General features: G+C 69.6%; 19 protein-coding genes. 8 read left to right on the plus strand and 11 right to left on the minus strand.

The window, feature by feature from the left end; translation table 11 throughout:
* Positions 1-12 precede the first annotated feature (12 nt).
* The 6 genes from hflX to miaA all read right to left on the minus strand — a co-directional run bounded on the left by hflX (position 13) and on the right by miaA (position 8,039).
* On the minus strand, positions 13-1,512 hold the full coding sequence (hflX, locus tag OG302_RS12175) for a GTPase HflX (protein ID WP_371526818.1): 1,500 nt from the start codon (positions 1,510-1,512) through the stop codon (positions 13-15).
* Between the two features lie 170 nt (positions 1,513-1,682).
* Positions 1,683-3,170, minus strand: a complete 1,488-nt coding sequence (locus tag OG302_RS12180; protein WP_371526819.1) for a M1 family metallopeptidase — start codon at positions 3,168-3,170, stop codon at positions 1,683-1,685.
* Positions 3,171-3,281: 111 nt separating this feature from the next.
* Positions 3,282-5,441, minus strand: a complete 2,160-nt coding sequence (locus OG302_RS12185) for a bifunctional (p)ppGpp synthetase/guanosine-3',5'-bis(diphosphate) 3'-pyrophosphohydrolase (RefSeq protein ID WP_371526820.1) — start codon at positions 5,439-5,441, stop codon at positions 3,282-3,284.
* Between the two features lie 142 nt (positions 5,442-5,583).
* Positions 5,584-6,462, minus strand: coding sequence for a diaminopimelate epimerase (gene dapF / locus OG302_RS12190; RefSeq protein WP_371526821.1), 879 nt, complete (start codon positions 6,460-6,462; stop codon positions 5,584-5,586).
* A gap of 75 nt (positions 6,463-6,537) precedes the next feature.
* Positions 6,538-6,999, minus strand: coding sequence for a hypothetical protein (locus OG302_RS12195; RefSeq protein ID WP_371526822.1), 462 nt, complete (start codon positions 6,997-6,999; stop codon positions 6,538-6,540).
* Between the two features lie 101 nt (positions 7,000-7,100).
* A complete protein-coding gene (miaA, locus tag OG302_RS12200; protein ID WP_371526823.1) occupies positions 7,101-8,039 on the minus strand; it encodes a tRNA (adenosine(37)-N6)-dimethylallyltransferase MiaA in 939 nt (312 codons plus the stop codon).
* A 182-nt stretch (positions 8,040-8,221) separates the two neighbouring features.
* Between miaA and OG302_RS12205 the strand changes: the two genes are divergently transcribed.
* Both OG302_RS12205 and OG302_RS12210 read left to right on the plus strand, forming a co-directional pair.
* Entirely contained in the window at positions 8,222-8,623 is a 402-nt protein-coding gene (locus OG302_RS12205) for a hypothetical protein (protein WP_371526824.1), read from the plus strand.
* Positions 8,624-8,648: 25 nt separating this feature from the next.
* Positions 8,649-8,930, plus strand: coding sequence for an antitoxin (locus tag OG302_RS12210; protein ID WP_371526825.1), 282 nt, complete (start codon positions 8,649-8,651; stop codon positions 8,928-8,930).
* A 190-nt stretch (positions 8,931-9,120) separates the two neighbouring features.
* On the opposite strand, the gene OG302_RS12215 is transcribed toward OG302_RS12210, so the two are convergent.
* The 3 genes from OG302_RS12215 to miaB are packed head-to-tail and all read right to left on the minus strand — an operon-like array spanning position 9,121 to position 11,731.
* Complete coding sequence (locus OG302_RS12215; protein WP_371526826.1) at positions 9,121-9,858, minus strand: class III extradiol dioxygenase subunit B-like domain-containing protein; 738 nt, start codon at positions 9,856-9,858, stop codon at positions 9,121-9,123.
* A gap of 20 nt (positions 9,859-9,878) precedes the next feature.
* Positions 9,879-10,163: a hypothetical protein gene (locus OG302_RS12220; RefSeq protein ID WP_371526827.1), complete on the minus strand. Its 285-nt coding sequence runs from the start codon at positions 10,161-10,163 to the stop codon at positions 9,879-9,881.
* Between the two features lie 47 nt (positions 10,164-10,210).
* Complete coding sequence (gene miaB / locus OG302_RS12225) at positions 10,211-11,731, minus strand: tRNA (N6-isopentenyl adenosine(37)-C2)-methylthiotransferase MiaB (RefSeq protein WP_371526828.1); 1,521 nt, start codon at positions 11,729-11,731, stop codon at positions 10,211-10,213.
* Positions 11,732-11,817: 86 nt separating this feature from the next.
* On the opposite strand from miaB, the gene OG302_RS12230 reads away from it, so the two are divergent.
* A complete protein-coding gene (locus OG302_RS12230; protein WP_371526829.1) occupies positions 11,818-12,813 on the plus strand; it encodes a TAXI family TRAP transporter solute-binding subunit in 996 nt (331 codons plus the stop codon).
* A gap of 25 nt (positions 12,814-12,838) precedes the next feature.
* On the opposite strand, the gene OG302_RS12235 is transcribed toward OG302_RS12230, so the two are convergent.
* Positions 12,839-14,254, minus strand: a complete 1,416-nt coding sequence (locus tag OG302_RS12235; RefSeq protein ID WP_371526830.1) for an ATP-binding protein — start codon at positions 14,252-14,254, stop codon at positions 12,839-12,841.
* A 16-nt stretch (positions 14,255-14,270) separates the two neighbouring features.
* Entirely contained in the window at positions 14,271-14,960 is a 690-nt protein-coding gene (locus OG302_RS12240) for a response regulator transcription factor (protein ID WP_371526831.1), read from the minus strand.
* 288 nt (positions 14,961-15,248) lie between these two features.
* On the opposite strand from OG302_RS12240, the gene OG302_RS12245 reads away from it, so the two are divergent.
* From OG302_RS12245 to OG302_RS12265, 5 genes are all read left to right on the plus strand, one after another.
* The gene (locus OG302_RS12245; protein WP_361843160.1) at positions 15,249-16,028 is read left to right on the plus strand and encodes an amino acid ABC transporter ATP-binding protein; all 780 of its coding nucleotides are present in this window, start codon (positions 15,249-15,251) and stop codon (positions 16,026-16,028) included.
* A 56-nt stretch (positions 16,029-16,084) separates the two neighbouring features.
* The gene (locus OG302_RS12250; RefSeq protein ID WP_361843162.1) at positions 16,085-16,918 is read left to right on the plus strand and encodes a glutamate ABC transporter substrate-binding protein; all 834 of its coding nucleotides are present in this window, start codon (positions 16,085-16,087) and stop codon (positions 16,916-16,918) included.
* A gap of 113 nt (positions 16,919-17,031) precedes the next feature.
* Positions 17,032-17,700 carry an amino acid ABC transporter permease gene (locus tag OG302_RS12255; protein WP_361843164.1) on the plus strand — a complete coding sequence of 223 codons (669 nt, stop codon included), beginning with the start codon at positions 17,032-17,034 and terminating at the stop codon, positions 17,698-17,700.
* The gene (locus OG302_RS12260; protein ID WP_371526832.1) at positions 17,697-18,632 is read left to right on the plus strand and encodes an amino acid ABC transporter permease; all 936 of its coding nucleotides are present in this window, start codon (positions 17,697-17,699) and stop codon (positions 18,630-18,632) included. The genes OG302_RS12255 and OG302_RS12260 overlap by 4 nt, the downstream gene beginning before the upstream one ends.
* Positions 18,633-18,855: 223 nt before the next feature.
* Positions 18,856-20,499: an FAD-dependent monooxygenase gene (locus tag OG302_RS12265; RefSeq protein ID WP_371526833.1), complete on the plus strand. Its 1,644-nt coding sequence runs from the start codon at positions 18,856-18,858 to the stop codon at positions 20,497-20,499.
* Positions 20,500-20,547 lie beyond the last annotated feature (48 nt).

Raw genomic sequence — 20,547 nt, forward strand, 5'->3', positions numbered from 1 at the left:
CCGAGCCTGCTGTCAGCCTGCGACGGGAACGTACGGCGTGAGATCCGCCGCCAGTTCCGCGTGCACCTTCGCCTTGAGCAGCGTGCCCTCGGCGGTGTGCTCCTCGGAGAGCACCTCACCCTCGCCGTGCGCCCGGGAGATGAGCTGACCCTGCGTGTACGGCACGAGGGCCTCGATCTCGACCTCGGGCCGCGGGAGTTCGGTGTCGATGAGCGCGAGCAGCTCGTCGATACCGGCACCCGTGCGCGCGGAGACCGCGATCGCGTGCTTCTCGTTGCGCAGCAGCCGCTGGAGGACCAGTGGATCGGCCGCGTCCGCCTTGTTGACGATCACGATCTCGGGCACGTCGGTCGCGCCCACATCACGGATCACCTCGCGCACGGCGGCGAGCTGCTCCTCCGGCACCGGGTGCGAGCCGTCCACCACGTGCAGGATCAGGTCGGACTCGCCGACCTCCTCCATCGTGGAACGGAACGCCTCGACGAGGTGGTGCGGCAGGTGCCGCACGAACCCGACGGTGTCGGCCAGGGTGTAGGTCCGGCCGCTCGGCGTCTCGGCCCGGCGCACGGTCGGGTCGAGGGTGGCGAACAGCGAGTTCTCCACCAGGACGCCCGCGCCCGTGAGGCGGTTGAGCAGGGAGGACTTGCCCGCGTTCGTGTAACCGGCGATCGCGACCGAAGGCACCTTGTTGCGCTTGCGCTCCTGGCGCTTGATGTCGCGGCCCGTCTTCATCTCCGCGATCTCCCGGCGCATCTTCGCCATCTTCTCGCGGATCCGACGGCGGTCCGTCTCGATCTTGGTCTCACCGGGACCACGTGTCGCCATTCCGCCGCCACCGCTGGAACCGCCGCCGCCCATCTGACGGGAGAGCGACTGACCCCAGCCGCGAAGGCGCGGGAGCATGTACTGCATCTGGGCAAGGGCGACCTGCGCCTTGCCCTCTCGGGACTTGGCGTGCTGGGCGAAGATGTCGAGGATCAGGGCGGTCCTGTCGACCACCTTGACCTTGACGACGTCTTCGAGGTGAATCAGCTGGCCAGGGCTCAGCTCACCGTCACAGACGACGGTGTCGGCCCCGGTCTCGAGGACGATGTCACGCAGCTCCTGCGCCTTACCGGATCCGATGTACGTCGCCGGGTCGGGCTTGTCGCGGCGCTGGATGACGCCGTCGAGCACGAGCGCGCCTGCCGTCTCGGCCAGGGCGGCCAGCTCGGCGACGGAGTTCTCCGCGTCCTGCACCGTGCCCGAGGTCCACACGCCTACGAGGACCACTCGCTCCAGACGGAGCTGTCGGTACTCGACTTCGGTGACGTCCTCGAGCTCGGTGGAGAGGCCGGCGACACGGCGCAGGGCCGCGCGCTCGGAGCGGTCGAACTGTTCGCCGTCCCGCTCTCCGTCGATCTCGTGGCTCCAGGCGACGTCCTCTTCCATCAGGGCATCGGCCCGAAGACCTTCGGGGTAGTTCTGCGCGAGGCTCTGCGCGTCCTGGGAAGGGGAAGAAGAGGAGGTCATTGGATCCTTACGTCGATGGGATTCTTCATAGGCGACAACGCTCGGGGCCGCCCCAGGATTCCCCGGGCCGGCCGGTGCCGGCCCTGAGATCACCCCGAAGGGTTTTCCCGGGCCCGCAGCGACGCCGACCTGAAGATGGTTGCACGGAACGGCCCGTCTCGTCACGCAGATTATTTCCCGGCTGCGGCTGCCTTACGCCAGTCCGGATGGCCCGGCATCGGCGGCGTCTTCGCGCCGTACAGCCAGGCGTCGAAGAAGCCGCTCAGGTCGCGGCCCGAGATCGTCGAGGCGAGCCGCACGAAGTCCGCGGTCGTCGCGTTGCCGTCCCGGTAGGTGCGCACGAAGTCGCGCTCCAGGCGGTCGAAGTCGTCCTGCCCGATCTCCTGCCGCAGCGCGTAGAGCACCAGCGCGCTGCCGTCGTACACCACCGGGCGGAAGATGCTGATCTTCTGGCCCGGCGCGGGTCCCTTCGGCGCGGCCGGCGGTCCGCCCGCGGCACGCCAGCCGTCCGACTGCCGATAGGCCTCACGCATCCGCTTCCGCAGGGGCTTCTTCGACTTCTCCTCGGCGAAGAGGGCCTCGTACCAGGTGGCGTGCCCTTCGTTGAGCCAGAGATCGGACCAGGACCTCGGGCTCACGCTGTCGCCGAACCACTGGTGCGCCAGCTCGTGCACCATGATCGAGTCCACATACCACTCAGGGAACTCGGGCCGCTTGAACAGGTCGCGCTCGAAGAGGGACAGGGTCTGCGTCTCTAGTTCGAAGCCGGTCTGTGCCTGAGCCATCAGCACGCCGTACGCCTCGAAGGGGTAGCGGCCGACCTTCCCCTCCATCCAGCTGATCTGGTCAGGCGTCTTCTTCAGCCAGCGCTCCATCACCTTGCGGTCCTTGGTGGGCACCACATCGCGTACGGGGAGGCCGTGCGGCCCGGAGCGGTGCACCACGGTGGAGCGGCCGATGGACACCTGCGCCAGTTCCGTGGCCATGGGGTGGCGGGTGCGGAAGACCCGCGTGGTGGTGGACCCCATATGCGCCGTGGCGACCGGCAGTCCGTTGGCGACGGCGGTGAGCGCCTTCGGGGTGGTCACGCGGAACGTGAACTGTGCCTTGTCGGCGGGGTGGTCGTTGCACGGGAACACACGGTGCCCGGCGTCTGCCTGATTGGCCATGGCGAGCCCGTCGGCGGTCGGCACCCAGCCACCGTCCTGGTCCTTCGTGGGAGCGGGATCGCTGGTGTGCCGGACGGTGATCCGCATCTGCTCGCCCTGGCTCAGCGGCTGCGCCGGCGTGACGACCAGATCCTCACCGGTGGTCTCGAAGCGGGCTGGTTCGCCGTTGACGTCGACGGAGCGGACCTTGCCGTGGGCGAAGTCGAGGTTGACCCGCTCCAGCGGGGCGCTCGCACGGGCGTCGATCACCGTCACTGCATCGAGCGGCTTCTTGTTGTCACCGCCGTACGTGAAGGCGATGTCGTACGACATGACGTCGTACCCGGGATTGCCCAGGTGCGGGAAGAGCCGGTCGCCGATGCCGAGCGGCTTGGCCGGTGACGGCGCGCCCGCGGCGAGGAGGGTGGCGGAGGTGGCCGCGGCCAGGAGCGCGGTCGCGATGCGGAGAGTCCTCGGCCGTGAGGCCTTGACCCGGGGGGTGAGCAGCATGAACTACCGCTATCAGCGCGAACCTTCCGGACCGGTGTCGGCGCGCGACGTGCCACTCGAACGAGTTGCCAGTAGGCGGCCGGGGCGACGCCGACACCCCGTGGCCGACGCCTACGAAGTCGCCGCCGTGGGGTGCTGGGCACGGCTGACGTCGTACACCCCGGGCACCGCCCGCATGGCGCGCATCAGCCCCGGAAGGTGCGCCGCGTCCGGCAGTTGCAGCGTGTACGTGTGACGCACGCGCTGCTGGCTCGGCGGCTCGACGGTCGCCGACATGACCTCGACGCCCTCCAGGGCGATGGCTTCGGTGAGGTCCGCCAGCAGATGCGCACGCCCGAACGATTCGGCGATCAGTGTCACCCGGCACTCCGCGCTGTCTCCCCAGCGCACGCCGACCTCGGCACGCCCCACCTCCTTCATGCGCGCGACGGCGGGACACTCGACGCGGTGCACGGTGACGACGCCGCCGCGGACGGCGAAGGCGGTCACCTCGTCGGGCGGGACGGGCGTACAGCAGCCCGCGAGCCGTACGCTCGCGCCTTCCCTGTCCACCACGGCGTTCGCCGCGGCGGGGCGCGGGAAGTCCGAGGCCTGCGGCGGGGGCGCGGGGGCTGTCTTCTCCGGGGGTGACGCCGCGGGCGCCGACGCGGGCGTGGGGTGGGTCGTGAGCCAGCGCCGGATGGCGATCCTCGCGGCGGGCGTGCGCGCGTGGTCGAGCCACTCGCGCGATGGTCCGGACGCCGCGTCCTGTCCCATGAGCAACTGGACCGTGTCACCGTCCCGCAGGACCGTGCTCAGCGTCGCCAGGCGTCCGTTGACACGTGCTCCGATGCAGGCGTGGGCGTCCTCGCCGTACTGGGCGTAGGCGGCGTCGACGCAGCTCGCGCCCGCGGGCAGTCCCAGGGTGCCGCCGTCGGGGCGGAAGACGGCGATCTCGCGGTCCTGGGCGAGGTCTTCGCGGAGCGTGGACCAGAACGTGTCCGGGTCGGGGGCCGCTTCCTGCCAGTCGAGGAGGCGGGAGAGCCAGCCGGGCCGGGTCGGGTCGGCGCGCTCACCCTCGACGGCGTCGTCGGAGGGGGCGTTGCTTCCGGCGTCGGACTGCTCCTCCGAAGGAGGAGCGTACGGATTGCGCAGGGCGACGACGCCGGCCTCGGCCACCTTGTGCATCTGATGCGTACGGATGAGGACTTCGGCGACCTCTCCGTCCGGGCGGGCCACGGCCGTGTGCAGCGATTGGTAGAGGTTGAACTTCGGTACGGCGATGAAGTCCTTGAACTCCGAGACCACCGGCGTGAAGCAGGTGTGCAGCTCACCGAGGACGCCGTAACAGTCCGCGTCCTCGTTCACCAGGACCAGGAGGCGTCCGAAGTCGGCCGCGCGCATCTCGCCGCGTTTGCGGTGCACCCGGTGGACCGAGAAGTAGTGCCGCGGCCTGATGAGGACTTCGGCGGCGATGCCCGCCTCGCGCAGCACCGCGCGGACGTCGTCCGCCGTCCCTTCCAGCGGGTCTCCCCCGTGCGCGGCGTTGGCCTCGATCAGCTCCTGGACCCGGGAGTACTCCTCCGGGAGGAGGATCGCGAAGACGAGGTCCTCGAGCTCGGTCTTGAGCGCCTGCACGCCGAGGCGTTCGGCGAGCGGAATGAGCACGTCCCGCGTCACCTTGGCGATCCGTGCCTGTTTCTCGGGGCGCATGACACCGAGCGTGCGCATGTTGTGCAGGCGGTCGGCGAGTTTGATCGACATGACGCGTACGTCGTTGCCGGTGGCCACGAGCATCTTGCGGAAGGTCTCGGGCTCGGCGGCCGCTCCGTAGTCGACCTTTTCCAGCTTCGTGACGCCGTCGACCAGATAGCAGACGTCGTCGCCGAACTCCGTGCGCACCTGATCGAGTGTCACGTCCGTGTCCTCGACGGTGTCGTGGAGCAGCGACGCGGTCAAGGTCGTGGTCTCGGCGCCCAGTTGGGCCAGGATCAGGGTCACCGCGAGCGGATGTGTGATGTACGGCTCACCGCTCTTGCGCATCTGGCCGCGGTGGGAGGACTCCGCCAGGACCCACGCGCGCCGCAAGGGCTCCAGATCCGCGTCCGGGTAGTGGGCGCGATGGGCTTCCGCCACATGGCCGATCGCATCCGGCAAGCGGTCCCGGGTGGCGGGCCCCATCAGGGCCGCCCGGCCGAGCCTGCGCAGGTCAAGCCGTGGACGACCGCGCCTGCGCTGCGCTGCGGGCGTCGCGGGGCCAGACATCGCGGGGTTTGTGGCCTCCGCACTCATGGGCACCTCCGGCTGCTCCGACCGGCGGTGAGCGGACGACGGCGTGCTCCGTCCGGGCCGGTGCTTGATGCTACCGAGCCCACCACGCGCCGCTGACCGCCTCTCGCCGAGCGTGAAACGGATCACCCATTCGAGCGACAGTTCACGGGTTTACAGTTTCGAACCATTTCGCGTCGATCTCGCCTTCGACGACGATCACCGCGGGGCCCGTCATCTCGATCTCGCCGTCGGGCCGCTCGGTGATCACCAGGCTCCCACCAGGCAGATCGACGGTGTACGTGACCGGCGAACCGGTCGCCGCGGGGTCCGCCCCGTCCCTGCGCGCCGCCGCGACGGCCACGGCGCACGCTCCCGTGCCGCACGAGCGGGTCTCGCCCGCGCCGCGCTCGTGCACCCGCATGGCGACGTGACGAGGGCCACGGTCGACGACGAACTCGACGTTCACACCGTCCGGGTAGGCCGAGGCGGGGCTGAATGGCGGCGGGTCGTACAGGTTGCCCGCGTGGCTCAGGTCGTCCACGAAGGCGACCGCGTGCGGGTTGCCCATGTTCACGTTGCGCGCCGGCCACTGGTGATCGGCCACGGAGACGCTGACGTCCCCTTCGGGGAAGGACGCCTTGCCCATGCCGACGGTGACATCCCCGCCGGCCGCCGCCTTGGCGATGTGCACAGTCTTCACGCCGCCCCGGGTGGCGACGGCCAGATCGCCCTCACCCACCAGTCCGGCGCGCTGCAGATAGCGGGCGAAGACGCGCACGCCGTTGCCGCACATCTCCGCGATCGAGCCGTCGCCGTTGCGGTAGTCCATGAACCATTCGGCCTCGGCGGCCAAGTGGCGCACCTCGGGGTGGGCCGCGGAACGCACGACGTGCAGCAGACCGTCGCCCCCGATGCCCGCACGGCGGTCGCACAGGGCGGCGACAGCGGCCGGGGGCAGCTCGATGGCGTTCTCGGGGTCAGGGATGATCACGAAGTCGTTCTCGGTCCCGTGCCCCTTGAGGAAGGCGATCCGCGTGCTCATTCCTCGATCGTACGGGGTGCCGACGACAGTCCGTCGTCAAGGTGCCCACCAGGGCCCTGACCTCGTACGACGCCGTCAGCGAAGGCGCGCCACCCGCCACACGGCGAGGACGGCGACGGCGAGGAACACCAGGGCGTACGCGGAGACGATCCGCCAGTCCGGGCGGCGTCCGGAACCGCGCTCCGGGAGCCCCGGCCAGGTGTGCCCCACGCGGCGGGCGGCCATCATGCCCCAGCCCGCGGCGCAGCTGCTGATCAGGAGTCCGAGCATGGCGACGACGGCGCCGCCGTCCCCGAACTCGAAGGCCAGCGGGAAGGCGAACATCAGCGATCCGGCGGCGGCGAGGATGACGATCGGTGCGAGCTGCCAGATGCGCAGACGGCGCTGCGGGCGTAGTTCGACCTCGACCTCCGCCGCGACCATGGCGTCCGCGACGGGACCGTCGTCGGTCACGCCGTCCGGCACCACGTCAGGTCCGTCCGGGGTCAGCTCGCCGCCGTCATGCGCGGTGTCTCGAGGGCCGGCCTCCATCGCCATCCGCCCTCCCACTTCGGACTCCACTGGTCGATCGATGGTCGATGATGGCACGGCGCCAGGGGCCGGGATGACCGCCGGAGCGTCCCGATGCCATCACGTGATCAGGCTGTGACCGCTCGTTCGACCAACGCCATTGCTTGTCCTGGGAGTTCCCCTCGATCGGCGATGGCGCCACTGAGCCAGTGCACCCGGGGATCGCGGCGGAACCACGAGTCCTGACGGCGTGCGAAACGCTTGGTCGCGCGCACCGTCTCCGTGCGCGCCTCGTCGTCGGTGCACTCCCCCGCGAGCGCCGCGAGCACCTGCTGGTAGCCGAGCGCGCGTGACGCCGTACGCCCCTCGCGCAGGCCCACGGCCTCCAGTGCGCGCACCTCGTCGACGAGGCCCGCGTCCCACATGCGGTCCACGCGCGTGGCGATGCGTTCGTCGAGCTCGGGGCGGCCGACGTCGACGCCGATCTGGACGGTGTCGTAGACGGAGTCGTGGCCGGGGAGGTTGGCGGTGAAGGGCTTGCCGGTGATCTCGATGACCTCAAGGGCGCGGACGATCCGGCGGCCGTTGCTGGGGAGGATGGCCTGGCCCGCTCCGGGGTCGGCGGCGGCGAGGCGGGCATGGAGCGCGCCGGAGCCGTGGAGCGCGAGCTCTTCCTCCAGGCGGGCCCGGATCGCGGGGTCCGTGCCGGGGAACTCCAGGTGGTCGACGGCGCCCCTGACGTAGAGCCCTGAGCCGCCGACCAGGATCGGCCAGCGTCCGTCGGCAAGGAGGCGGTCGATCTCGGCCCGCGCCAGCTTCTGGTACTCGGCGACGCTCGCCGCTTCCGTGACATCCCAGATGTCGAGGAGGTGGTGCGGCACGCCGTCGCGCTCTTCGAGCGTCAGCTTGGCGGTGCCGATGTCCATCCCTGTGTAGAGCTGCATGGAGTCGGCGTTGACGACTTCACCGCCGAGGCGTTGGGCCAGAAAAACGCCTAGATCGGACTTTCCTGCCGCGGTGGGCCCGACGACGGCGATGACCCGCGGTGCGGGAGCTGCTCTACTCACCGCCCCAGTCTCGCAAATCCCGCGACGACTTCCCGAACGAGCTACGTGACGCCACACGTCCGGGGTCGTTGCCTGTTGCGAGGTTCCGGCCGCCGGTTTCGAGGATCGGCGACCCGGGCGGCGCAACAGGGCGCACCGGGCGGCGCGGGATTTCGCCCACACGAGTACCGTATGGAGTAGATATGGGCGTTTTTGCACGGTTTCGCAGGAAGTCCAAGGACGCGGAAGAGGCGTCAACGGCCGAGGCTGCCGCCGGCACCCTGACAGCCGAGCCGGAAGCGGCCGAGGAGTCCTCCGAGTCCGGGACCGGCAAGGAAGAGACCAAGGCCGAAGCCACCGTCGAGGACGGGCCCAAGGCCGCGACCGAGGCCGAGGAGAAGTCCGAGAAGAAGGCCGAGGCGAAGGCCGGTACCGAGGCCGCGTCTGAGACCGAGACGGAGTCCAAGGACAAGTCCGAGGCCAAACCCGAGGACACGTCGGACGACACCGAAGCGGCTGCCGCGGAGAACGTGGACATCCCCAAGCAGCAGTCCGCGGAGAAGGCCGCCGACAACGACGAGGCCGACGAAGGCGCCCGCAAGTGACTCTCCCAGCGAGGGAAGGTAACCGATGGGCTTCCTGCAGAACCTGAAGGACAAGCTCGCCCCGGCGAAGGACAAGGTCGCGGGCCTCGCGCAGCAGCACGGGGACAAGATCGACCAAGGTCTCGAAAAGGCCGCGAAGGTGGTCGACGACAAGACCAAGGGCAAGTACAGCGACAAGATCCAGACGGGGACGGGCAAGGCGAAAGAAGCCATGGACCGCCTCGCCGGGACGCCCGACGAGGGCAAGGGCACGGGTGGCGGCCCCAGTGGCGGCACGACCCCTCCGACGCCTCCTCCGGCTCCCTGAACCACCGGCTGCATCACTCGTCGGCACACCGGCCGTCACACGGCGCCGGAGCGCCGGCTGAGTACGTCGGCCGGGCCACCGTCACCGGCTGAACGACTTCGGCGGACGGCCGTGGAGCGCCACCAGCTCCGCGGCCGTCGCCGTGCGTCGACCGCCGTCGGCCACGAGCGGCGCCGGCCCCTCGGTGGGGCTACGACCAGGCCGCGACCAGGTACCCCACGCCGTACGGAGCGTCCTCGTAGAGCAGCTCGCCGCTCAGGCCCGCTCCCTCGGCCGCACCCGCGAGCACCTGCCACGGCGCCCGGCCCGCCGCCTTCAGTTCGTACGCCAGCTCCTCGTCCAGCGTCTTGAGCGCATCGACGTCCGCAGCGCCCAGCGCACGGGCGGCCTCCGCGTCGAACCCGGCCGCCCGCTCGTCGAGATACCCCGGCGCCTTCAGCGTGCGGCACGCGCTGGCGTCGCCCATCACCAGCAGAGCCACGCGGTCGGCCCGAGCAGCGATCTCCCCTCCGACTTGGATACACCGCTCGGCCGCCAGAGGTTCCCCCACGCCGAGCCCTTCCAGCGGTGCCGCCGACCACTCCGTACGGTCGAGGAGCCAGGCGGCGACGGCGAGCGAGGGCGGAAGCTCACGCTCCGCCGCGTCCGAACCGCCTGTCATACGGGGCATGCCGCCGGAACGTCCCAGCCGTACGTCCAGGTCCACGCCGAAGCCGCGGAAGGACCCCCGCGCGCCCTGCGGATGCGGTCCGCGGCCGTTCTGCTCGGCGGGGCCGATCACGATGAGCCGGTCGACCCGTGCGGCGGCGAGCACCCCGATGGCGTCCGTGCACGCGGCGCGCGCGGCGTCCAGTTCGGGGGCAGCACCCGCGGCGACCTGGGGGACGAGCAGGGGCGGGCAGGGGCAGACGGCTGCGGCGACAAGCATGATCCGCAGCGTAACGCGCGCTAGTGAGAGATCGGGCCGGAGTCCCACTCCAGCTCTGAGATCGAGAAGCGGTACGGGAAGGAGCCCCCGGACGAGCCGTCGCCGATCACCATCCAGCCGTCGGCCGTGCGGTAGCGCCGCATCCGTACGGGATAGCGCGGGTGCTTCGGGCGGTACAGGCGGACGAACTCCGCGAACCGCTCCACCGCTTCGTCATGTGTGCCGTCCACCGTGGCCATCAGCTCGAACAGATGCCATGCCCCCGGCCCCGGCGGGTTCTCCATCATCAGCGCCCAGCGCGCCATCGGCCCATCCCCCGTCGTTCCACTGCGCCCGTTGTCCGCCCGACCTGTCAGTCGCAGCCGCAGCCGCTTCCGGAGGCCACCGGGAGCGGCTCGGGGGCGCCCACCTTCGGCAGCCCGAGCATCACGCCCGCGGGCTTGGCGGCCGCCTCGGCGTTGCGCTTCTCCCAGGCGTCACCCGCGCGCGTGGGGCGCACGTTCAGGACGGCACCCTCGGCGAGCAGGTGGTGCGGCGCCGCGTACGTGATCTCCACCGTCACCACGTCACCAGGGCGGACCTCGGTCTCGGGCTTGGTGAAGTGGACCAGACGGTTGTCGGGGGCGCGTCCGGAGAGGCGGTGGGTGGCGCCGTCCTTGCGGCCCTCGCCCTCGGCCACCATCAGGTCGAGCGTCCTGCCGACCTGCTTCTTGTTCTCGTCCCAGGCGATCTCCTCCTGGAGGGCGGACAGACGCATGTAGCGCGCCTGGACGACCTCCTTGGGGATCTGCCCCTCCATGGTCGCCGCGGGCGTACCGGGGCGCTTGGAGTACTGGAAGGTGAAGGCATTGGCGAAGCGGGCCTCGCGGACCACGTGCATCGTCTGCTCGAAGTCCTCCTCGGTCTCCCCGGGGAAGCCGACGATGATGTCGGTGGTGATCGCGGCCTCGGGCATCGCGGCGCGGACCTTCTCGATGATGCCGAGGAAGCGGTCCTGGCGGTACGAGCGGCGCATCGCCTTCAGGATCGGGTCCGAACCCGACTGGAGCGGCATATGGAGCTGCGGCATGACGTTCGGCGTCTCGGCCATGGCGGCGATCACGTCGTCCGTGAAGTCGCGCGGGTGCGGGGACGTGAAGCGCACGCGCTCCAGGCCCTCGATCTTCCCGCAGGCCCGGAGGAGCTTGCTGAAGGCCTCGCGGTCACCGATGTCCGAGCCGTACGCGTTCACGTTCTGGCCGAGCAGGGTGATCTCGGAGACGCCCTCGGCGACGAGCGCCTCGATCTCGGCGAGGATGTCGCCGGTCCTGCGGTCCTTCTCCTTGCCGCGCAGGGCGGGCACGATGCAGAACGTGCAGGTGTTGTTGCAGCCCACGGAGATGGAGACCCAGGCCGCGTAGGCGCTCTCGCGGCGCGTGGGCAGCGTCGAGGGGAACGCCTCCAGGGACTCGGCGATCTCGACCTGCGCCTCTTCCTGGACGCGGGCCCTCTCCAGGAGCACCGGCAGCTTGCCGATGTTGTGGGTGCCGAAGACGACGTCGACCCAGGGGGCCTTCTCGACGATGGTGTCGCGGTCCTTCTGGGCCAGGCAGCCGCCGACGGCGATCTGCATGCCGGGCCGCTTGGTCTTCATCGGCGCCAGGCGGCCGAGGTTCCCGTACAGACGGTTGTCGGCGTTCTCCCGCACGGCGCACGTGTTGAAGACGACCACGTCGGCGTCGCCGTCCGAGCCCTCGGGCGCGCGTTCGTAGCCGGCGCCCTCCAGGAGCCCGGAGAGGCGCTCCGAATCGTGGACGTTCATCTGGCACCCGTAAGTGCGTACCTCGTACGTTCCTTTAACGCCCACTGCCTGTCCCCGGTCGCCGCTGCTCATGTGACAAGGGTAGGCGGTCGCGGGAGTGTCCCCGCCGGGAGCTCGGCCCTGGCCATCACTGCGAGTGGCCTGGCAGGATCGCGCGCATGTTCACGGCACTCCCCCGCCTCAGCAGGCGCCGCGCACTCCAGGGTGCGGCGGCCGCCCTTGTGGTCTTCGGGCTCCTGATGTGGTGGCTCGTCCCGGTGGGCGACGACTCTCCGGGGGGCCGGATGACGTTCAGCACGGGCGTGAAGAACGCGGTGTACGAGCGGTACGGCAAGCTCCTGCGGACCGCGATCTCCCATGACATGCCCAAGGTGGACGTGGAGCTGCTCAACAGCGAGGGATCGCAGCAGAACGTCGAGCGGGTGGCCACGGGGAAGGCCGATTTCACCATCGCCGCCGCCGACGCCGTCGAGAAGTACCGCCTGGAGGGGCGGGCGGGCGCGGAGCGGCTGCGGGGCTGTGCGCGGCTGTATGACGACTACGTCCAGCTCGTCGTCCGGCGCACTTCTGGCATCGACAGGGCGAAGGACCTGCGGGGCAAGAAGGTGGCCGTGGGGCAGCCGCGCTCGGGCGTGCGGCTGATAGCGGAACGCGTGCTCAAGGCCGCCGACCTCGATCCCGGAAAGGACCTCACGTCGGTGAACGCCGGTATCGACACGGCGCCCGATCTTCTCAAGAATGGCGACATCGACGCCTTCTTCTGGTCGGGCGGACTGCCGACCAGCACCGTCGCCAAGCTCTCCGAGGAGTTCGACATCCGTCTCGTCCCGCTCGGCGACCTCGTGGACGCGCTGCACGAGCAGGGCGGGGCCTCCCGCTACTACCGGGCGGCGGTGATGCCCGCCGACGCCTATCCCGCCGTCCAGCAGCACGACGCCGTACCGACCCTGGCCGTGGCGAACCTCCTGGTCACCACGGACCGGGCGGACCCGAAGCTGACCGAGGGGCTGACCCGCACGGTGATCGACAGCCGTGATCACATCGGTGGCGAGGTGCACGCGGCCCAGTTGGTGGACCTGCGAACCGCGCTCTACACGGACCCGCTCGACCTGCACGAGGGTGCGCGCCGCTACTACCAGTCGGTCAAGCCGTAGCCATCAAGCGGCGTGCCCGTAGCCGTCAGGCCGCGCGCCCGGGTTCGCCGCGCGGCACGCCGACGGTCACCCGCAGCCCGTGCGGCTCATTCTGTTCGTATGTGATGGAACCGCCGCCCGCGGTGAGCAGGGCGCGCGAGATGGACAGGCCGAGGCCCGATCCCTTTACGTTCTGATGGCGGTTGCTGCGCCAGAAGCGGTCTCCGATGCGGGCGAGTTCGTCCTCTGTGAGGCCGGGTCCGCCGTCCGTGATCACTACGGTCGTCAGCTCACCGGTCCAGGAGACCTCCACCCGCACCTCCTCGCCCTCGGGCGTGAACTTGAGGGCGTTGTCGATCACCGCGTCCAGGGCACTGGACAGGGCGACCGGGTCGGCCCAGCCGGTGGTCGCCGGGCAGAGTCCCGTCAGCCGTACCCCGTGCTCCTCGGCGAGCGGCCGCCAGGCTCCGACGCGTTCGGCCGCGAGCTCCCCGATGTCGGTGAGCCGCAGGTCGGCCGCGGCGTGCTCGGCGAGCGCGAGGCCCAGCAGGTCGTCGAGCACCTGGGCGAGGCGTTTGCCCTCGGTGCGCACGGAGGCGATCTCCTCGTTCCCCTCGGGCAGTTCGAGGGCGAGCAGCTCGATACGGAGCAGCAGGGCGGAGAGCGGGTTGCGCAGTTGGTGCGAGGCATCGGCGACGAAGGCCCGCTGCTGCTCGAGGACGTCCTGGACGTTGTCGGCCATCTCGTTGAACGACCGGGCCAGGCGCCTCAGTTCCGGTGGTCCGCCCGCGGCCGCGACCCGCGACTTCAGGCGCCCGGTCGCGATGTCGTGCGTGGTCGCGTCCAAGACCCGCACCGGGCGCAGCACCCAGCCGGTGAGGCGCAGTGCGGCACCGACGGCGAGGAGCATCGCCGCCGACTCGCCGGCGCCGATGAGCAGCCATCCCTGCAGCGTCTTCGAACGCATGCGTCCCGTGGGCGAGTCGGTGACGACGACGGCGATGACGTCCCCGTCCCTGATCACCGGCGACGCGACGACGAGCCGGCCGCGCCGCCAGGGCCAGACCTGCCGCGGATCGTGGCTTCCACGGGACCTGAGGGCCTCTTCGAAGGCCTCCCGCACCTCGGCGCCCCGCGGGGGCAGGAACCAGTCCCCGGGGGCGAGAGCCATGGGCTCACGGTCCCGGAAGAAGACGCCCGCCTTGATCCCGTAGACCTGGTGGTAGTAGTCGAGTTCGGTCTGGAGGGTTTCTCGTCGTTCGTCCTTGTCCCGCAGGCGTGAACCCGTGGGGCGTTTCGTGACGAACTGCGCGAGTGCCGCGAACCGGGCCGTGTCGTCGATCCGGTCGATGACCACCTTCTGCTGCTGCGCCGCCGCCACGCTCACCGCGAGCGGGAAGCCGAGCGCGAGCAGCACACCCGCCATGAGGACGATGAGCAGCGGGAGGAGGCGAGAGCGCACCTGACCTCGCTACTCGCTACGCGGCCGGGGCGACGAGCCGGTAGCCCACGCCCCGTACCGTCTCGATCAGGGCCGGCATGTGCAACTTGGAGCGCAGGGAAGCGACATGCACCTCGAGCGTGCGCCCCGTTCCCTCCCAGCTGGTGCGCCACACCTCGCTGATGATCTGCTCCCGGCGGAACACCACGCCGGGCCGCTGCGCGAGGAGTGCGAGCAGGTCGAACTCCTTACGGGTCAGCTGCACCGTCGAACCGCTCACACTGACCTGCCGGGTGGGCAGTTCGATGCATACGGAGCCGAGGCGCAGTTCGCTGTCGGCGGGGCCGGCCGCGGCACCCGACGGGGGCCGCCGGATGACCGCGTGGATACGCGCGATCAGCTCCCCCGTGTCGTACGGCTTCACTACGTAGTCATCGGCCCCGAGATTCAGGCCGTGGATCCGCGAGCGCACGTCGGCACGCGCCGTCACCATGATCACGGGCGTCGATCCGCGCTTGCGGATCTTTCCGCACACTTCGTAGCCGTCCTGATCCGGCAGTCCCAGATCGAGGAGCACGACTCCGAAGGGTGTCGTCGCGCCGGGCAGCAGGGCCTGCAGTGCTTCTTCGCCACTGCGGGCGTGCACGACATCGAAGCCGTGCCTGGCCAGGACCGCGGACAGGGCGGCGGCCACATGATCGTCGTCCTCGACGAGGAGCAGTCTCATACGGGCCCCTCCGGTTCATCGGTCGTTCCGTTCGCGCTCGCCGACGGCCGGTACGCGCGCGTGCTACAGGCACCAAGGCATCCACGCCGATAGATAAGGACCACGTCAAGAGGGTTCGGGTCACGGGCACGTTCCGTTATGTAGCCGGTACGCGCGTGGGGCGTCCCCTTCACACGTAGTGTCCGGTTGCGGCCGGATCGTTATGCTCAATTTCCCCTCAGATGTAATGACGCTGGTCGCACCGGGTTACTACTGTCCTCCCAACCGAGGAGGATGGAGCAACAAGCCGTGACCGAAGTATCGGTGACCAAGGACGCCATACCGCCCGGGGCGGACGACCTGGTCGTGCTGAAGAACGTCAACAAGCACTTCGGCGCTCTGCACGTCCTCCAGGACATCGACCTGACCATCACCCGCGGTGAGGTCGTCGTCGTGATCGGCCCCTCCGGGTCGGGCAAGTCGACACTGTGCCGCGCCATCAACCGCCTGGAGACGGTCGAATCGGGAGACATCTCGATCGACGGCAAGCCGCTGCCCCAGGAGGGCAAGGAGCTCGCCCGTCTCCGCGCGGACGTGGGCATGGTCTTCCAGTCCTTCAACCTTTTCGCGCACAAGACCGTGCTCGAGAACGTGATGCTGGGCCAGATCAAGGTGCGCAAGACGTCCAAGGCGGAAGCAGAGACGAAGGCGCGCGGTCTCCTGGACCGCGTAGGCGTCGCCACGCAGGCCGACAAGTACCCCGCGCAGCTCTCCGGCGGCCAGCAGCAACGCGTAGCGATCGCCCGCGCGTTGGCCATGGACCCCAAGGTGATGCTCTTCGACGAGCCCACGTCGGCGCTCGACCCGGAGATGATCAACGAGGTCCTGGAGGTCATGCAGCAGCTCGCACGGGACGGCATGACCATGGTCGTGGTCACCCACGAGATGGGCTTCGCCCGCTCGGCGGCCAACCGCGTCGTCTTCATGGCGGACGGTCGGATCGTCGAAGAGGCCGTGCCGGACCAGTTCTTCAGCAACCCGCGCAGCGACCGGGCCAAGGACTTCCTTTCGAAGATCCTTCACCACTGACGCGTGTCTCTCCCCTGCGTATCAACCCTCGTCTGCCGAAACAAAGGATGTTCACCATGAAGGCTCGCAAGGTCACCGCGGCAGCCGCCGTCGTACTCGCGCTCTCCGTCTCCGCCACCGCCTGTGGTTCGGACGACAAGGACGACAAGGGGTCCGGTGGTGGCAAGAAGATCACCATCGGCATCAAGTTCGACCAGCCTGGCATCGGCCTGAAGACGCCGGACGGCTACACGGGCTTCGACGTCGATGTCGCGACCTACGTCGCCAAGGAGCTCGGCTACAAGGCCGACGACATCGAGTGGAAAGAAACGCCCAGCGCTGACCGCGAGACCGCCCTGGAGCGCGGTGACGTGAAGTTCATCGCGGCGTCGTACTCCATCAACGACGAGCGCGAGAAGAAGGTCGACTTCGCGGGACCGTACCTCCTCGCGCACCAGGACCTCCTCGTCCGGTCCGACGACAAGATCACCAAGGGCACGGACCTCAACGGCAAGAAGCTCTGCTCGGTCACCGGCTCCACCTCGGCGCAGAACGTCAAGAAGGAAATCGCGCCGAAGGCCCAGCTGCGCCAGAACAGCACCTACTCCGAGTGCATCGACGGGCTGGGCAGCGGCACCATCGACGCGCTGACCACCGACGACTCGATCCTCGCGGGCTACGCGGCGCAGGAGCAGTACAAGGGCAAGTTCAAGCTCGCCGGCCTGAAGCTGACGAACGAGAACTACGGCATCGGCGTCAAGAAGGGCGACACGAAGCTCAAGGACAAGATCAACAAGGCCCTCGAGAAGATGGTCTCGGACAAGTCCTGGGACAAGGCCGTCAAGGAGAACTTCGGTCCGGCCGGTTACAAGAACGAGCCCGCCCCGAAGATCGGCGACATCGTCAAGTGACCTCGTGGGGCCGGCTCCTGAAGCCGGTCCGCTGACAGGGCACACGCCGGTACGCCGCCGCCCGAGCGCGGCGGCGTACCTCGCCATCACCACATGCGAGAGCGCGGGAGATCGTGTTCGACTTTCTTGAAGACTACGACTTGCTCGAGGCCTTCTGGATGACGGTGAAGCTCACCGTCTTCGCAGGCATCGGCTCCTTGGTCTGGGGCACTCTGCTGGCCGCCATGCGGGTCAGCCCGGTTCCGGTCATGCGTTGGTTCGGCACCGCTTACGTCAACATCGTGCGGAACATCCCGCTGACCGTCATCATCGTGTTCAGCTCGCTCGGGCTCGCCGACGTCTTCGGCATGACCATGGGCGCAGCTGACGACGTCGACACCATGACCTTCCGTCTCTCGGTGCTCGGCCTCGGGGCCTACACGGCGGCGTTCGTCTGCGAGGCGGTGCGGTCCGGCATCAACACCGTGCCGGTGGGCCAGGCGGAAGCCGCACGCGCCCTCGGGCTGAGCTTCAGCCAGGTCCTCGGTCTCATCGTGCTGCCGCAGGCCTTCCGGTCCGTGATCGGCCCCCTCACCAACGTGCTGATCGCCCTGACCAAGAACACCACGGTCGCGGCGGCCATCGGTGTGGCGGAGGCGGCTCTACTGATGAGGGAAATGCTCGAGAATGAGGCCCAGTTGTTCCTCATCGCCGCGATATTCGCCTTCGGGTTCGTGGTGCTGACCCTGCCGACGGGCCTCATACTCGGGTGGCTCGGCAAGCGCCTGGCGGTGAAGCGATGACCTCCGTCCTCTACGACGCTCCCGGGCCACGCGCCAAGCGGCGCAACGTCCTTCTCTCCGTGCTCTTCCTTGCTCTCCTGCTCCTGGGATTCTGGTGGGCCTGGTCCGCCATGTCCGACAAGGGGCAGCTGGACTGGGCCAAGTGGGAGCCCTGGCTGGCCGATTCCGAGTCCTGGACGACGTATCTGCTGCCGGGCCTCGCGAACACGCTGAAGGCCGCGGGCCTCGCCATGGTGATCGCCCTTCCGCTGGGAGCACTCTTCGGTATCGCGCGGCTCTCCGATCACCGGTGGGTGAGGATTCCCGCCGCTGTGGTCGTCGAGTTCTTCCGGGCGATCCCGGTGCTGATCCTGATGGTCTTCGCCAACCAGTTCTACTCGGACTCCACCGACATCAGCGTCGACGACCGCCCGATGTACGCCGTGGTCACGGGCCTGGTGCTCTACAACGCCTCGGTCCTCGCCGAGATCGTGCGGGCGGGCATCCTGTCGCTGCCCAAGGGCCAGACGGAAGCCGCCAAGGCGATCGGTCTGCGCAAGGGCCAGACGATGACCAGCGTGCTGCTGCCGCAGTCCGTGACGGCGATGCTGCCGGCACTGGTCAGCCAGCTCGTCGTCATCGTCAAGGACACCGCGCTCGGCGGCGCGATGCTCAGCTTCGCCGAACTGCTCAGCTCCCGTAAGACGGCGGCGTCGTACTACGCGAGCGTCATCCCCAGCTTCATCATCGTCGCGGTGATCTTCATCGTGCTGAACCTGCTGATCACCGGCCTGGCCTCCTGGCTGGAGCGCCGCATGCGGCGCTCCAAGAAGAGCACGGGTGCCGTGGTGGGCCCTGAAGCGCTCGAGAACCTGGAGACGATCGGCCCCAAGACGATCCGCATGGATCACGGTGAGAACACTGGTGGAGGCTTTGGGGGCGGCACCGCCTAGCGCCGATACCCCGATCACTCGGTGAGAACACGGAGGCAGTGGCATATCGCCACTGCCTCCGTCGTTACACGTTCGCCCAAGCGCCACGGCAGCCGGTCGGTAACTTGACGCGGGCACCAGCGGTGGGTTGCATACGTTCTGTGATCGTGCACCGGGCTCCAACTGCCAGTTCCTGTACGTACGTCCAGCGCTCCCGGGCCCTTGCGGCGGGAGGGTACGCACCGTGGACCCGGTGATCGTCGTCGGCGCGGGCCCCGTGGGGCTCACGCTCGCCCTGGCTCTCGCGCGTCACTCCGTACCCACTGTCGTACTCGACGAAGGGCCCGGCAAGGACGAGCAGCGGCCCGCGCGGACCGTCATCCTGCGGGATGACACCGCGGCCCTCATGGAGCGGCTCGCCGGTCACTCGTTCGGTGATCAGGACTCGGGAGCGCGGTGGGGCGGCTGGCGGTCCCTGCGGCGCAAGCAGCTGATGCGGGAGCTCACGTTCAGTGACGAGATGCCGGCCCCGCTGCACGTGCCCCAGCATGTGCTGACAGGAGCCCTGCGCGCGGCCATCGCCGAGGAGCGGCTGGTCAAGGTCGCGGTGGAGAGCAAGCTCGACTCCCTGGAGCAGGACGCGGGCGGCCTGACCGCCCACACTCGCGGCCCCAAGGACACCTGGTGGCGGGGCAGTTATCTGGTGGGCTGCGACGGGCCCCGGTCGACCGTGCGCAAGCTCCTCGACGTCCGCTTCCCGGGGCGCACGGCCGTCGAGCGACACGCCGTGGCCGCACTGCGCACGGAACTTCCCGGACCCGGCCAGGCGTTGTTGCATCGGATGCCTCCGTGGCGCCACGGAGGCGCCGAGGTGACGGGCCGTCCGCTCGCCGACGGGGTGTGGCGGCTCGACTGGCTGCTCCCGCCACGCGGCGAGCTCGTGACGCCGGACGCGCTCGTGGTGCGCATCCGCGAGACCCTCGCGGGCTGGTGCGGCGGCTCCACACCGCCGTACGAACTGCTCGACACCGGCGTGCACACCGTCCACCACCGGCTGGCCCGCCGGTGGCGGGTCGGCCGTGCCTTCCTCGCGGGCGACGCCGCGCATCTGCTCGGGGCGCTCGGGACGCAAGGGCTCGACGAAGGGCTGCGGGACGCGGACAACCTCGCCTGGAAGCTGGCGCTTGCCTGGCACCACGGCGCACGGGACGCCCTGCTCGACAGTTATCAGACCGAGCGGCGGGCCAGTGTCGCCGCACGCCTGCGCGCCGCCGACCAGTCGCTGCCGATACTGCGGGGCGGCAAGGGCCTGCGCTCCTATGTGCCGGGGTCCGCGCGCGGGCACGACACCCTCCTCACCGACGGACACGTGGGGCGCGGCCCCCTCGGCGCGCCCGCATCGTACGCGGACTCACCGCTGGCACCTCCGCCCTCCGAGTCCGAGGTTGTCGTGAACACGGAGCCGGGGGCTCCCGTGACCGATGTACCGGTGACGGCGCCCGACGGGTCCTTCGTACAGCTGCGCGACCGGCTCGGCGTGGGTCGGCTGCTCGTCGTCCTCGTCGCACCCGGCACGGTGGTGTGGGAACGACGGCACTGGGTGTCGGCCGGGATCATGCCCCGGCTCGCCGCCGCCGTCGCGGCACTGCCGCACCCGGCGGAACTCCTCGTCGCGGAGAGTTACCCAGGGGCCCCCGCGCACTCGGTGCTGCTCATCCGCCCCGACGGTCACCTGGTCACCGCGCTCGGCGGGGTGCGCCCCGCCGAGCTGTATACGGCGGCCGAGGCGGCCCTGGGCGGACCTGCTGCGAAACGGCGTTCGGACGGCGCGGCGACCCCGGAGAAGGCGCAGAGCACGGCCGCCGCGAGCCGTCCGACCACACAGTGAGAAGGAGTTGACCGGCACGCAGCGTCATGGTCTACTCCGAAATGTGAC

The sequence above is a fragment of the Streptomyces sp. NBC_01283 genome (assembly GCF_041435335.1).
Classification (GTDB): Bacteria; Actinomycetota; Actinomycetes; order Streptomycetales; family Streptomycetaceae; genus Streptomyces.